Raw genomic sequence first — 12923 nt, forward strand, 5'->3', positions numbered from 1 at the left:
TTTATGAGTTCCTTCTTCAACCCGAGCGCCCAGATTTTTCTGGCCAATCTTTCGGTCATCGAGACTAAGAACCAGACGGTGCAGGAACAGCTTTCGTCGGGCTATCAGATCAATCAAGCCTCGGACGCGCCGGACGAAATCAGCGACTTCCTTCAGTTGCAAGCCGGTGCGGCGCGCAACGCGCAGATCACGAGCAATCTGACTTCCGTGCAGACCAACGCGCAATCCGCGGATCAGGCGCTAACCAACGCGCAAGACTTGATCAACCAAGCGCTCTCGCTCGGTTCCCAAGGCGCAAGCTCAAACGTGACCGCGACCACTCGCCAGCAACTTGGAGCGCAGGTCCAGAGCATTTTTCAGCAGATTGTTTCGATCAGCCGGACCTCGGTTGCGGGCACTTACATCTTTAGCGGCGACGCGAGCCAGTCCCCGGCCTATCAACTCGATCCGTCCAGCGCCAACGGAGTAGACCAGTTGTCAACGGCCGGAAACACGATCCAAGCCGAAGATTCGAACGGCGCCGAGTTCCCCACCGGGCTGACCGCGCAACAGATCTTCGACGCTCGCAATTCGGACGGAAGCTACGCTTCCACGAACGTCTTTGCCTCGCTTACGAATCTGGCAAATGCGCTAAACACCAACAACACGGCTGGAATCACGAGCGCGATCAACTCGGTACAACAGTCGTCCACGTTCGTGGCCACGCAGCAGTCGTTCTACGGGACGGTCGAAAACCGGGTCACTCAGGCTCTAACCCTGGCGTCGGATCTAAGCGTGTCTCTAACCACTCAGATATCGAACATCCGCGACACGAATACGGCCGAGGCCGCCACCCAGCTCACGGCGGGCGCCACGGAACTGAACGCGGCACTGGCCGCACAGTCAAAAGCGCCGACCACCTCCCTGTTCAACTTCCTCGGATAGAGAATTCCGCGCCGCCGGTACTACTCGTTGCTAGAGCATGGCCAACCGCCAGTTAACCCAGCAGGAAATCGACGCGGTCTTTCAGAATCTGCAGAATCGCAATGCCGACGCTGAACAGAGCGGCAAAGCGATTCCGTTCGATTTCCGCCGCCCCGACCGCATCGCCAAATCGCAGCTCCGCTCGATACACCTGCTCCACGACAACTTCGTGCGCAATCTAGTGTCGAGCCTGTCGGCCTATCTTCGTTCCTATCTCATAGTCAATCTGGTAAGCGTCGAGCAGCTTTCCTACGCCGAGTTTCTGGAATGCCTGCCATCGCCGACCTGCATCGTCTCACTCGGCCTGAAGCCATATGACGGCAACGCCGTTCTGGAACTGAACTCCGCTCTGATCTTTCCGATCATCGAGATGTTGCTCGGCGGCAACGGCAAAAATTCGCTCCCCCTGCAGCGCGAGATCACCGAGATCGAACAAAACCTCCTGGAAGGCCTGTTTCGTATCATTCTGCGCGATCTCAAGGAGGCCTGGAAAGGAGTCACCGCGATCGATTTCTCGATCGAGTCGCAGGAAACCGAGCCTCAGTTCCTCCAGATTCTCGCGCCCAGCGAGGCGGTAGTCGCGATCGCGATTGAGATTCGAATCGGTGAGAGCGTTGGCATGATGAACATCGCCATGCCTTCCATCATCATCAAGATGATGCGCCAGAAGTTCGATCAGCAATGGTCGGTGCGAAAGACGGAGTCTACGGTTGCGGAGCAGCGGCGAATCCTGGAGTTGATCCGGCCGGCAACCGTGGCCCTCGACGCCCGTCTGGAAGGCCCTACTCTCCTGATGGGCGACCTGCTTCGTCTGGAGGACGGAGATACGCTCGCCTTCGATTATCCTGTGGGTCGCGACATCGTTTGCAACGTGAATGGAAAGGCAAAGCTTACCGGGCGGATCGGATCGAAAGAACGCAAGCTGGCATTCGAAGTGGGAGACGTCATTCGACCGCCCGCTCCTGTTGCCTTGGAAACCGGCGCCCCGCCGCACCCGGCCTAGCGTCCTCTATTGAATAGATTTCCTGCTCCATTTACCGCGTCTGGTCACATGCGCAAGCAATTCGAGGCAAACTTCAAATTCAAGATCGCTATGTGCGCCCCCGCTATCCATCCCGAGCTGTTCGTGAACACCCGCCAGAAGATCCTGCTGTTCTTCGATGAGCGTAGCGTATCGGTCCATGTATTGAATCTCCTTTTTCTTATCGGCGCGCCTAAGCGAGATTCGAATCCCGACCCTAAATTTTCTGCGCGGCCTAAAGTTACTCGTCCATTCCGGCGATTTCAGAGCAAGGGATCGCGATGATCGCGGTGACCCGGCTTAATTGTTCGGCGATCCTGCTGAACAGCGACCTGATCGAAACGGTAGAAACGACTCCAGACACAGTGATTTGCTTAACAAACGGGCAGAAAATCGTGGTCCTGGAACACGTGGACGAGATCCTTGAACGCATTCGTCGGTTCCGCCAATCCATCCACGAGCACCGGAGTATCTGATGCCGGAAAAATCTCCTGAAAAATCTCCTAAGGTTAAGCGCAGCCTGGATCTCAACACGGCGCTCGGTCTGGTGCTCGCGGTCGGATGTATCCTCTCCGGTTTGCTCCTGGAGAACGGAAAGCTCGCGGATATCGCTCAGTTTGCCGCCGGGCTGGTCGTGTTCGGCGGGACCATCGGCGCGGTGATGATCACCACGCCTTTGCCGCAAGTCGTCAGTGCCCTGCGCGCGCTGAACGGTGTTCTTTTCGCCGAGGTTCAGCCGGTCAGCGAAACTTTGGAAAAGATACTCGCCATGGCTCATCGCGCCCGCCGTTTTGGAATTGCGGTCCTGCAAGACGATGCAGACGCAATCGACGACGGCTTCCTGAAGAAAGCGGTGGGCCTGGTAGCGGATGGAACTGACCTCCGTGAGTTGCGCGCCATCCTGGAGCTCGAAATCGAAGCCGAAGCCGGCCGGGTCGAAAGCACGGCGCGCGTCTGGGAGACCGCCGCCGGATACGCGCCCACCGTCGGCATCATAGGAGCGGTTCTTGGACTCATCCAGGTGATGAAGCACCTGGAGCACCTGGACGAAGTAGGGCGCGGGATCGCAGTTGCTTTCGTGGCCACTCTATACGGGGTATTCAGTGCGAACATTCTTTTCTTGCCTGTCGCCGGTAAGTTGAAGGCCGTCGGTGAGGGAGCCGAGAATCTGCGTCGGATGATGTTGGAGGGCGCGGTCGCTATCGCCGACGGAACCAACCCAACGCTCATCCGGATCAAACTGGAATCTTTTCTTCCAAAGTCGTCCCAGAAAGCTGCCGCCGGGAAGCCGGAAACCGGAAACACTGAGACCGCACCCAAGGACATGCGATCCAAAGTCGCGGCTTAGAATGACTCGCCGAAAAACCTCAAGCGGGCCGAACCACGAACGCTGGCTCGTCTCGTACGCCGACTTCATAACGCTCCTGTTCGCTTTCTTTGTCGTCCTCTTCGCTTCGTCTCAAGATCGCAAAAAAGTCCGGCAGGTGTCCGAGTCGGTTCAAGCCGCCTTCCAGGGAAAGGCCGCGCCGCACGCCAACTCGCAGTCCACTCCGGCGGGTTCGCCCCAGCCGGTAAGCTCACCCAAGCCGGTAAGCCTGGACCCCCCGCTGCAAAAGCTGTTACGCGATCTCGATAGCGAAATCCGCAGCGGCAAAATGCAGGTTCGCATGGGTGACCGAGGCCTTACCATTTCACTCAGCCAGTCAGCATTCTTTCCGTCGGGAACGGACACACTCGACCCTTCCGCCTACCCGATTCTCCGTAAGGTAGCCGCCGCGATTCGCGGACTCCCGAACGCGATCCGCTTCGAGGGACATACCGATTCGATTCCCATCCGTACCCCGCGCTTTCGAAGTAACTGGGACTTATCCGCCGCCCGCGCAATCGCCGTAATGGAGCGTATGGACGAGGAAGAAGAGATTCCGCGGGAGCGCATCGCCGTTTCCGGTTACGCGGACACCGCTCCGGTCGAGTCCAACGACAGCGAGGATGGGCGTGCCCGGAACCGCCGCGTGGATATTGTGCTTCTGAATGCGGCAGCCGCGGCCCGCGAACCGGCCGGTAATCGCTAACCGCGTTGGCTTCTTTGGTTTCGATTCGCTACCTCTCCCCCTAAAGTCCGCTGAACAAAGCGAAAGTCGTTCATACGGCTATTTATGAAGGGCTTGCCGAACCCCGTACTTTCAGCTTCTGTAAAGAACCGGTGGAAACCAGCCGATGCGTATGGAGGAGAGGTTGTTCGATTGGAACTGGACGCGGTTAACGAGCGCGGGAACGCTGAGGCCGGCCTGGCCTCCGTTTTGGGAACATTGGTTTCCACGTTCAGCCGGGCGCCCGTCATGCACGGCAAGAGGATGCGCGATTTGCTGAACCTCAGCCCGGAGGGCTTTCTGGTCGCAACCGTGTCGGCACTGCATCACTCGGCCGACCCGCAAGGTTATCGTTACCTTGTAAAGCTACTCGCAACTCGCGGTCTCCTAATTCCGCTCCTGGGTGATACGACGCTTCCGCTCAGTTTCGCTCTGAACCTCGCACGCACGGTAAAAATAGAACCTCAGCTTCACTTCCGTCTCACCCGAACGTTAGCCGACAGCGTGCTTGAATCGCGCGATCTGCCTGAAGACACGGCATGCCGCCTTCTTGAAATTCTCTGCGCGATCACTGAGTTCGCCGGACTCCAACTCTTCCTCCGGCAGATACTCTCCCATCCGAGCGCTCGTATCCGCTCGAAAGCCGGACTTCTCATTAGCCGCGGTCCCGCTGGCGCACGCGCCGTGGAGAAACTGCTCCTCGACGAGAATGAACGCGTCCGGGCAAACGCGACCGAGGCGCTATGGGACTGTGAACCGGAGCATTCACTGCCGTTGTTCTTGCGCGTTTTAAACGATCCACACCATCGCGTGGTGGGAAACGCGATTGTTGGGCTCTACCGCTGCGGAGATCTTCGCGCCTTTAATGCGATTCTTCAGCTCATCAGTCATCCGGATCCAATGTTTCGTGCAGCCGGTGTCTGGGCCATGGGCCGCACCAAAGACCCTCGATACTTGACTCAACTCGCCCGCATGCTTGCCGAGTCATCCGGTCCGGGAAGAAGAGGCCTGTTTAATGCCGTGAACTCCATCAAGAAGGCCGCGGTCACCCGCGCTTCCAACCCGCCGCTCAAGGTGACTGTGCTCCGGACAGATGCGAACGACGAGCGGAAAATCACGATTTATCTGGTAATCGAGGGCCCGAATATTTCTGAACCGCCGCGCGTTCAACCAACCGGGATGGCGCTCTTCGCCGACGGCTCTCCGGTCACCATCGTCGAGTGCATTGAGAAGAGCTCAAACTCGGCCACCCTCGGTATCGTGCTGCCTGGTCGTATGGACGGCAATGAACGATTCGATCAGTGTGTGGAGGAAGCCGTCTCCGCCTGTCTGAAGAATAAATCTAAAAGAGAGCCTTGGAGTATCGCCTACTACGCGCCTGCGCCCACGGGCGCGACCCGGCTTCCCGGGGCCGAACCCGCTTCTACACCGGCGCCGAAGAGCCTCGCAGCCGGATCTCCGTACACCATTAGCAGTGATTCGTTGCGCCGGACCCTGAACAGCCGGACCTCGGAAAACAGTCCACTGCCCGTTTGGTTTGACGCGGCGTCAGCTGCAATAAGCGGCGTAATCCCCGCCCGCGACTCCCGGCACCTGATCACCTTCGTTCGATTGAGTGCCGAAATCGATTCAGAATCCATCGAGCGTCTGCAGATGCTCGCCCTGGATAAGCACGTTGCTGTCCACGCACTCTGTCTCGAGACCGACCGGCGAATCTCGCACCTATGCCACACCACCGGAGGCCAGTGCCGCGTCATCCAATCCGTTGAAGATATTGAGCCCCAGTTGCTGCTCGTTTACGCGTCCATCAAGAGTTGTTTCGCAGTCACCTTCTTGAAATCCGGCGTCGCCGACCCGATGCCGAAAACCATCGGGATTCAGGTCTTCAACGATACCCAATTCGGTCAGACCGAGTGGCACCCTTAATCCGGCGCCAAACGGGATGCACAGACGCTTCTCGACATCCCGTCCGAAGAGCTCAAGCGGCAATGTTTTGCCGCGGTTACCATTTCTTGCCTTTCGTAAGTCCGCAACTCGTTGCAAACAAACCCACAGACTTGGCTGCCGGCGTGCCTTGAGAGTACTCGTGCTGGACGGACTCTCCAATCAGATTGAACACTATATGGATCTGCTGAGCGCTCGCCAGCGATTGGTCGCGTCCAACATTGCCAACGCCGCCACCCCGGGATATAAGACACAGGATATCGATTTTCGTCAGGAATTCGAGAATGAGCTTCCCAACTCCACACCCGTTTCCGAAGACGTGATCGGACTGAAAACCAAGAACGACGGCAACAACGTCAGCATTGACCGCGAGTCCCGGATGCTCTCCGAAACGGCCTTGCGATTCAGCCTCGCCTCGCAAATGCTGCGCAGCGAAATCCGCACGCTCAAGAGCGCCATCAACGAAGGGAAATCCTGATGGGTCTTTTTTCCGCCATTTCAGTGAGCGCGTCGGGAATGGACGCGCAGCGCACTCGCGCCGAGCTCATCACGGAGAACCTGGCCAACGCCGAAACGACACGTACGCCGGAAGGCGGTCCGTACCGCCGCAAAGATGCCGTGTTCTCGGCCGATGACGTGGGCGAGCCCTTTTCCGGAGCTTTTCAGAGTTCATTGCAGGCGACCGGAGTCACCGTGTCCGAAATCGTAACCGATACGCGCGACCCCGAGCGCCGGTTTATGCCGGGCCACCCCGATGCCGACGCGGATGGTTATGTCGGCTTTCCCCGCGTGAATCCCGCGGAAGACATGGTTGACCTGATTGATGCATCGCGATCGTATCAGGCCAACGTCGCTGCCATTTCCGCCGTGAAGGACATGATTCAACGCTCCATTGACCTCTTCAAATAGGCAATAAACCGAGCCCACCATGATTCTCCCCATCAGCGCACCTTCCGTCAGCTCCATTCCCGCTATAACGCCGAGCGAAAGCAAGCCCGGTGTCTTTCAGGATCTGCTGAACGCATCCATCAACAAAGTCGAATCGGATAGCGCGCAGGCCACCCATGCCGTGCAGCAGTTCCTCTCCGGCGAAACCAACGATGTGCATAAGGTCGCGATCGCCGGACAGCGCGCCGAACTGTCGTCCGAACTCTTCCTGCAGGTGAGAAACAAGATCATCTCCGCGTACCAGGAAGTAATGAAGCTGCAGATGTAATGCGCTTCTTGCTGCGTTAAACACGCTCCCGCAATGGATCAGCTCCGCAAGCTTCTCTCGACTCTCGATTTCCGTCAGCGCATCAGCATCGGCGTTGCGGCTATCACTGTCTTCGCGAGCATCTTCGGATTGAGCCACTGGCGCAAAGAAAGCGACTTCAAGCCGCTCTACACGTCGCTCGCGCCCGAAGACGCCGCTCTCGTTATCCAGAAGTTGAAAGAAGCCGGTTCCGATTACCGGGTCTCGGAAAGCGGCACGAGCGTACTCGCCCCATCCGCCCGCGTCCCCGAGTTACGTCTGGAACTTGCGGCCGCCGGAGTTCCGCGCACGGGCCGCATCGGATATGAGCTTTTCGACAAAACGAACCTGGGCGCCACCGAATTTGCCGAGCACCTGAATTATCACCGCGCGCTGGAAGGCGAACTGGAGAGGTCCATCGGTTCGTTGTCGGCGGTTGACCAGGCGCGCGTGCATCTGACTTTTCCGCGCGAGTCTGTATTTCTCGATTCCAGAGAGCCTGCCAAGGCGAGTGTCCTTCTCAAGCTTCGACCCGGCGCCCAGCTATCCGCGCAAAACATAGCCGCTGTCACGAATCTGGTCGGCAGCGCCGTGGAGGGGCTCGCTCCGGAAGCGGTCACCGTCATGGATATGCGCGGCAATCTACTGAATCGCCCGCATCATGATCTCAACGGCGACGCGCCTTCCGAAGCCACGCTCGAATATCGCCAGAAAGTCGAGAACGATCTCCTCGCCAAAATCAACGCAACCCTGGAACCCCTCCTGGGGACGGACCGCTTCCGCGCCGGCATCTCCGTCGATTGCGACTTCACCAGTGGAGAGCAAAGCGAGGAAACGCTCGATCCCAATAAGTCCGTCATGCTCGCATCCCAGAAGACGGAAGAACAAACGGGAGGCTCGCTCGCGTCCGGCCAGCCCGGTACCGCTTCTACGCTTCCGCGCCCTACCTCGCGTCCCGGGTCCAGCGGATCTGGACTTTCGCGGCGAACCGAAAATATTCAGTTCGAGTCGAGCCGGGTCGTGCGGCACGTCAAGCTGGCGCAGGGAACCATTAAGCGCATGTCGATCTCCATCCTGGTCGCGCATGAGGTCCACATGGAGGGCACGGGGAAGAAAGCCAGGCGCGTCGTCACTCCCCCGCCGCCGGAAACGTTGAAGGCCATTCACGAACTGGTCGCCGCGGTCACCGGCTTTTCAACCGAGCGCGGCGACCAACTCGTCATCGAGTCCCTTCCGTTTGATGCGAGCCGCGACATCGATCCCGGAATGGGCGCGCCCGCCCCGGCCCCCGTCGATACGCGCGTTCCGTCGTCTCTCCGGCCGTTTTTCCCCAGTTTCGACTTGCTGCTCACGGTAGCCGCCGCGCTCGCCGGTCTTCTCGTTCTGGCGATCGGGATCTCGTTCCTGTTGCTCAAGAGTAAAACCAAAAAGAAGGCTGCCCTCTCCAAGACTCTGACCGCGGAAGAGCTGCGGTCTCAGATAGAAGCCGAGTTTGCCAACAAAAAAGCGCTTCAGGACGCGCACCAAATTCAGCAAGAGCACGAAATGCTCAACACCATGAATGTCCAGGTGAACACGACAAAAAAGGCTGAAGTCCTGGTGCGGCACCTTCGCGAAAACATCGCGAAAGACTCGCAAGCCACCAGCAACGTACTCCGGTCCTGGTTGAACAACACGGAAAGCCATTAGCCAATCGTCTATGATCACCAACACCAGTCCCGCTCCGGTCATCTTCAGCGGCGTACGAAAAGCCGCGATGCTGATGGTCATTCTGGGCGAGAAGACCAGCGCTGAGCTCGCCCGGTGCTTCTCCGAAGACGAACTTCAACTCGTCAGCCGGGAAATCGCGCGCGTGTCGCAGATCAGCTCCGAAGAAGCGGATGCGGTCCTCGATGAATTTCAGCAAATGATGATGGCGCGGGACTACGTGATGAAAGGCGGCCTCGATTACGCCAAGAAGATGCTCATCACCGCCTTCGGTCCCGACCACGCCAAGAAGCTGGTCGATCGCATTATAAAAGCGTTGGGCCATGATATCGCTAACTTTGACGTCCTGCACAAAGCCGATCCCCAACAACTGGCGAAATTCATCCATAGCGAGCACCCCCAGACGATCGCGCTTATTTTGTCCCATCTCAGCGCTTCGCAGGCGGCCGCACTGCTGTTTTCGCTCCCCGGCGAACTGCGCGCCGATGTCGCCTTGCGCATGGCCAACCTGGATCAGATCTCGCCGGACGTCATCAATAAGATCGCCGGGATCCTCGGTCAGAAGCTCCAGGCGCTCGGTGAGTTCAGCCGTGAATCCTATGGCGGCGTGAGAGCTGTCTCCGAGATGTTTAATCGTCTCGATTCCACCACGAGTAAAGAGATCCTCGACTCCATTGAAGAAACGGACCCCGACCTGGTGGAAACCATTCGCCACATGATGTTTGTCTTCGACGATCTCCTGTTGGTCGATATCAACGGCATGAAAGAGATCACTTCGCGCATCGACCGCAAAATTCTTACCGTCGCGCTCAAGGGCACCAGCGATCAACTGAGGGATCACTTCCTTTCCACGCTTTCCGCGCGCGCCAGCGAGATGCTTCGCGAGGATATGGAAGCCCTGGGCCCTGTGAAAATCAGGGAGGTGGAGGCCGCGCAGCAGCAGATCATCTCTCTCTTGCGCCAGCTGGAAGCTGATGGCGTGATCAACATGAAGGGTTCGGTAGGCGAACAGTATGTTGTCTAAAGTGCTCCCGCGCGAGGGCGCGGAGGGAACCCGGTCGTTCGTCTATCATCCGGTCGGGCCGGTGGTCGGGGGGAGTGCCCCCAACTCTTCTCGAAGCGGCCAGCACGCCGCTCCGCAGAACGCGTCCGCGGAACAGGAACTCAACGCTCTCCGCCTCAAAATTGCCGAGATGGAACGTGTTCATCCGGCGCAGCTCGCCGAAGCCAAACTATCCGGCGCGCGCGAAGCCGAAGCGGCTGCCCGCTTGAAAGCGGAAGGCGCGATCAAGCCGGTTCTCGAGAATCTGGCTGCGGCCATACAGACCCTGCTCACCGCGCGTGCGCGAGGCCGGAAAGAACTCGAAGCGGAAGCCGTTCAACTTTCGCTCGCCATCGCGCGCCGTGTGTTGCGCCGCGAGCTGACGGTCGACACCGGCGCGCTGGAAGCTCTCATCGCCGGCGCTTATGACCGCGTCTCCCGCCAGGAAATCATCCGGGTCGTTGTCGATCCCGCCCTCGCCGCGCCCGTAAAAGAGACGCTCGCCAAGCTTTCCACGCGCCAGATCGAAGTGTTTGTCGACCCCGCGCGGGAACGCGGCACGCTGGTGTTCGAAACCGTTCGCGGCACGCTGGACGCATCCGTAGATTCGCAATTCCGGGAGATTGAGCTTGGCCTTGCCGACCGTCTTAAATCACGCTGAGCCCCGCGCCTCCCTCGCCCCGTTTCGCGATTTCGTCAACAGCTTCGACCCCGTCGTCTCCTGCGGGACCGTGACCGAACTGATCGGCTTGCTGATCGAATCCAGTGGACCCTCAGCGGCGATCGGCGACTTCTGCACCATCCATACCCAGGGCGGCCGCGTCATCCGCGCGCAAGTCGTTGGATTCCGCAACGGCAACGTGCTCTCCATGCCGCTCGAGGAAGCCGACGGGCTGAGTCTCGGCGACGCCGTTATTGCGCGCCCCGGCGCAGCCACCGTCCCGGTCGGCCCCGGCCTGCTCGGACGAGTCATCGACGGCTTCGGTGTTCCGATGGATGGCCCGCCCATAGAAGCTGCTGAATTCTGCCCGCTGTACCGCCCTCCGGAAGGTCCGCTGCAGCGCGCTCACATTGAGCAGCCGCTCGTCACGGGAATCCGCGCCATCGATGGATTGCTGCCGTGCGGCAAGGGTCAGCGCATCGGGATTTTCGGCGGCAGCGGTGTCGGCAAGAGCACTCTCATCGGAGCCATGGCGCGCCAAAGCGAAGCCGACGTCAGCGTCATCGCGCTCATCGGCGAACGCAACCGCGAGGTGCGCGGGTTTATCGAGCACGAACTCGGGGCCGAGGGCATGAAGAAGTCGGTCGTGGTCGTCGCCACTTCAGACCGTCCCGCCGCTCTCCGCGTTCGCGCCTGCTTCGTCGCCCTCGCCATCGCCGAGTACTTCCGTGACCAAGGCAAGAACGTGCTGCTCGTGATGGATTCCGTGACGCGCTTAGCCATGGCGCAGCGTGAGATCGGCCTCGCCGCCGGTGAGCCGCCCAGTCAGAAAGGCTACACCCCGTCCGTGTTCCAGTTGCTGCCCAAAGTCTGCGAGCGCGCCGGCAATTTCAACAAGGGTTCCATTACCGGATTCTTCACCGTCCTGGTTGAAGGCGACGATTTCAATGAGCCCATTTGCGACGCGGTACGCGCGATTCTCGACGGCCACATCATTCTCTCGCGCGAACTCGGCGCCGCGGGTCACTTTCCCGCCATCCAGATTCTCGATTCCGTCAGCCGGTTGCAATCCAAACTCGCGACACCGGCACAGAAGGAGCACTCGCGCAAGATTCGCGAGGCCTTAGCCGCGTACCGTCAGGCTCAAGATCTGATCCAGCTCGGCGCGTACGCCTCCGGTTCGAACCCGCGCCTGGACGCCAGCATTCGCGCCCGTGAGGACATGATGCGCTTCCTCCGTCAGGATTCGAATGAGCCTTCGAACCTGGCGCACACTCTGGACGCGCTCGGCAAAGTAGCCGCCACCCTGCCCGCGTGAAAAAGTTTTCGTTCAGTCTCGACCGGGTGCTGGCGTGGCGGCGATCCGAACGCGAGCTCGTCCAGGCCGGCCTGGGAAAGCTGATCGCCGAGCGCGAAGCTCTCGCGCGCCGCGCCGATTCGATCCGCGGCGAGCGTGCCGCATATGAGCGCTCCCTCGCCAACGCCTTGCATTTCGATGGCGGGTCTGTACCGACCCTTCCGAACTGGCACACCCGCGTCGATCGCTCGTTAACCGAACTCGCCGCGCAGCTTGATCAGACGCGCGTGCGCATGGAGCAGCAAATGGAGCGCTTACGCGAAGCCGAACTCAAGGTGAAGCTGCTCGAAAAATTGCGCGACCGGCGCTTGGACGACTGGAAGACCGCGCTCAATCTGGAAGAAGAAAACCAGGCGGCGGAAGCGTATCTCGCGCGCTTCGCTAGACTGAAAAGAGCACCGGACGCGGGCGCGTAGCTCATCTGGATAGAGCATCGGCCTTCTAAGCCGAGGGTAGCAGGTTCGAGTCCTGCCGCGCCTACCAACCGTAACGTTCGTTAACCCTGCGCCCATCCCCGCGACGTCGAATCCGAATCCGCAACCGAATCGGTAACTAAACCGAACCGATAACTAAACCGAACCGGGATAACTAAACCGAACCGGGATAACTAAACCGAACCGGTAAACAAACCGAACCGGCAAACTAAACCAAATCGGTAACTGAGCCGCGACAGTAATGGAGCTGGTGCTCCGGAAAAGAACCTTCAAATGCTCTTACCCCAGGTGACCCACCACTCCGCCCGCACTCCTCCTCGATTCGACGGACGAACCACGCGGCACGAAGTCTATGGGATTAGCCAAGCCAGGCATTCACCTCGACGGTGCTTGTCAGAATCTCGCGGCTAAGTAGGCCATCGCGCTCCTCGACCGGCAAACTCTCAAGGTAACGCCGGCCGGATGGTATA

General features: G+C 59.3%; 14 protein-coding genes and 1 tRNA gene. All 15 read left to right on the forward strand.

Going from position 1 to position 12923, the window contains the following annotated elements:
• Positions 1–3 precede the first annotated feature (3 nt).
• The 15 genes from H1Y01_RS06195 to H1Y01_RS06265 all read left to right on the forward strand — a co-directional run bounded on the left by H1Y01_RS06195 (position 4) and on the right by H1Y01_RS06265 (position 12502).
• Positions 4–924 carry a flagellin gene (locus H1Y01_RS06195; protein ID WP_180539539.1) on the forward strand — a complete coding sequence of 307 codons (921 nt, stop codon included), beginning with the start codon at positions 4–6 and terminating at the stop codon, positions 922–924.
• Between the two features lie 37 nt (positions 925–961).
• Positions 962–1966: a flagellar motor switch protein FliM gene (gene fliM, locus H1Y01_RS06200; RefSeq protein WP_180539540.1), complete on the forward strand. Its 1005-nt coding sequence runs from the start codon at positions 962–964 to the stop codon at positions 1964–1966.
• A 299-nt stretch (positions 1967–2265) separates the two neighbouring features.
• Positions 2266–2460, forward strand: coding sequence for a flagellar FlbD family protein (locus tag H1Y01_RS19945; protein WP_180539542.1), 195 nt, complete (start codon positions 2266–2268; stop codon positions 2458–2460).
• Positions 2460–3332 (forward strand): flagellar motor protein, encoded by an 873-nt coding sequence (locus H1Y01_RS06210; RefSeq protein ID WP_180539544.1) that lies wholly within the window; start codon positions 2460–2462, stop codon positions 3330–3332. Before H1Y01_RS19945 ends, H1Y01_RS06210 begins: the two co-directional genes overlap by 1 nt.
• 1 nt (position 3333) lies before the next feature.
• Positions 3334–4056, forward strand: coding sequence for a flagellar motor protein MotB (locus tag H1Y01_RS06215; protein ID WP_180539546.1), 723 nt, complete (start codon positions 3334–3336; stop codon positions 4054–4056).
• Positions 4057–4227: 171 nt separating this feature from the next.
• Complete coding sequence (locus H1Y01_RS06220; protein WP_180539548.1) at positions 4228–6000, forward strand: HEAT repeat domain-containing protein; 1773 nt, start codon at positions 4228–4230, stop codon at positions 5998–6000.
• A gap of 160 nt (positions 6001–6160) precedes the next feature.
• Positions 6161–6496 carry a flagellar basal body rod protein FlgB gene (locus tag H1Y01_RS06225; RefSeq protein WP_219341322.1) on the forward strand — a complete coding sequence of 112 codons (336 nt, stop codon included), beginning with the start codon at positions 6161–6163 and terminating at the stop codon, positions 6494–6496.
• The gene (flgC, locus tag H1Y01_RS06230) at positions 6496–6927 is read left to right on the forward strand and encodes a flagellar basal body rod protein FlgC (protein WP_180539550.1); all 432 of its coding nucleotides are present in this window, start codon (positions 6496–6498) and stop codon (positions 6925–6927) included. The genes H1Y01_RS06225 and flgC overlap by 1 nt, the downstream gene beginning before the upstream one ends.
• A 19-nt stretch (positions 6928–6946) precedes the next feature.
• A complete protein-coding gene (gene fliE / locus H1Y01_RS06235) occupies positions 6947–7234 on the forward strand; it encodes a flagellar hook-basal body complex protein FliE (protein WP_180539552.1) in 288 nt (95 codons plus the stop codon).
• Between the two features lie 33 nt (positions 7235–7267).
• On the forward strand, positions 7268–8941 hold the full coding sequence (gene fliF / locus H1Y01_RS06240) for a flagellar basal-body MS-ring/collar protein FliF (protein ID WP_180539554.1): 1674 nt from the start codon (positions 7268–7270) through the stop codon (positions 8939–8941).
• A 10-nt stretch (positions 8942–8951) separates the two neighbouring features.
• On the forward strand, positions 8952–9983 hold the full coding sequence (fliG, locus tag H1Y01_RS06245) for a flagellar motor switch protein FliG (protein WP_180539556.1): 1032 nt from the start codon (positions 8952–8954) through the stop codon (positions 9981–9983).
• Positions 9973–10662 carry a FliH/SctL family protein gene (locus H1Y01_RS06250; RefSeq protein WP_180539557.1) on the forward strand — a complete coding sequence of 230 codons (690 nt, stop codon included), beginning with the start codon at positions 9973–9975 and terminating at the stop codon, positions 10660–10662. The genes fliG and H1Y01_RS06250 overlap by 11 nt, the downstream gene beginning before the upstream one ends.
• Positions 10637–11980 carry a FliI/YscN family ATPase gene (locus tag H1Y01_RS06255; protein WP_180539559.1) on the forward strand — a complete coding sequence of 448 codons (1344 nt, stop codon included), beginning with the start codon at positions 10637–10639 and terminating at the stop codon, positions 11978–11980. Before H1Y01_RS06250 ends, H1Y01_RS06255 begins: the two co-directional genes overlap by 26 nt.
• Complete coding sequence (locus H1Y01_RS06260) at positions 11977–12435, forward strand: flagellar export protein FliJ (RefSeq protein WP_180539561.1); 459 nt, start codon at positions 11977–11979, stop codon at positions 12433–12435. The genes H1Y01_RS06255 and H1Y01_RS06260 overlap by 4 nt, the downstream gene beginning before the upstream one ends.
• Positions 12426–12502: transfer RNA gene (locus H1Y01_RS06265), tRNA-Arg, on the forward strand. Before H1Y01_RS06260 ends, H1Y01_RS06265 begins: the two co-directional genes overlap by 10 nt.
• The last annotated feature ends 421 nt before the right edge of the window (positions 12503–12923 follow it).

Origin of the sequence: Nevskia soli, from assembly GCF_903970205.1 — a bacterium.
Taxonomy (GTDB): Bacteria; Acidobacteriota; Terriglobia; order Bryobacterales; family Bryobacteraceae; genus Bog-113.

Excerpts from the sequence above, each read along its gene's own strand:
- H1Y01_RS06195 (WP_180539539.1), top strand. The coding sequence starts at position 4 with ATGAGTTCCTTCTTCAACCCGAGCGCCCAGATTTTTCTGGCCAATCTT.
- fliM (WP_180539540.1), top strand. The coding sequence starts at position 962 with ATGGCCAACCGCCAGTTAACCCAGCAGGAAATCGACGCGGTCTTTCAG.
- H1Y01_RS19945 (WP_180539542.1), top strand. The coding sequence starts at position 2,266 with ATGATCGCGGTGACCCGGCTTAATTGTTCGGCGATCCTGCTGAACAGC.
- H1Y01_RS06210 (WP_180539544.1), top strand. The coding sequence starts at position 2,460 with ATGCCGGAAAAATCTCCTGAAAAATCTCCTAAGGTTAAGCGCAGCCTG.
- H1Y01_RS06215 (WP_180539546.1), top strand. The coding sequence starts at position 3,334 with ATGACTCGCCGAAAAACCTCAAGCGGGCCGAACCACGAACGCTGGCTC.
- flgC (WP_180539550.1), top strand. The coding sequence starts at position 6,496 with ATGGGTCTTTTTTCCGCCATTTCAGTGAGCGCGTCGGGAATGGACGCG.
- fliE (WP_180539552.1), top strand. The coding sequence starts at position 6,947 with ATGATTCTCCCCATCAGCGCACCTTCCGTCAGCTCCATTCCCGCTATA.
- fliF (WP_180539554.1), top strand. The coding sequence starts at position 7,268 with ATGGATCAGCTCCGCAAGCTTCTCTCGACTCTCGATTTCCGTCAGCGC.
- fliG (WP_180539556.1), top strand. The coding sequence starts at position 8,952 with ATGATCACCAACACCAGTCCCGCTCCGGTCATCTTCAGCGGCGTACGA.
- H1Y01_RS06250 (WP_180539557.1), top strand. The coding sequence starts at position 9,973 with ATGTTGTCTAAAGTGCTCCCGCGCGAGGGCGCGGAGGGAACCCGGTCG.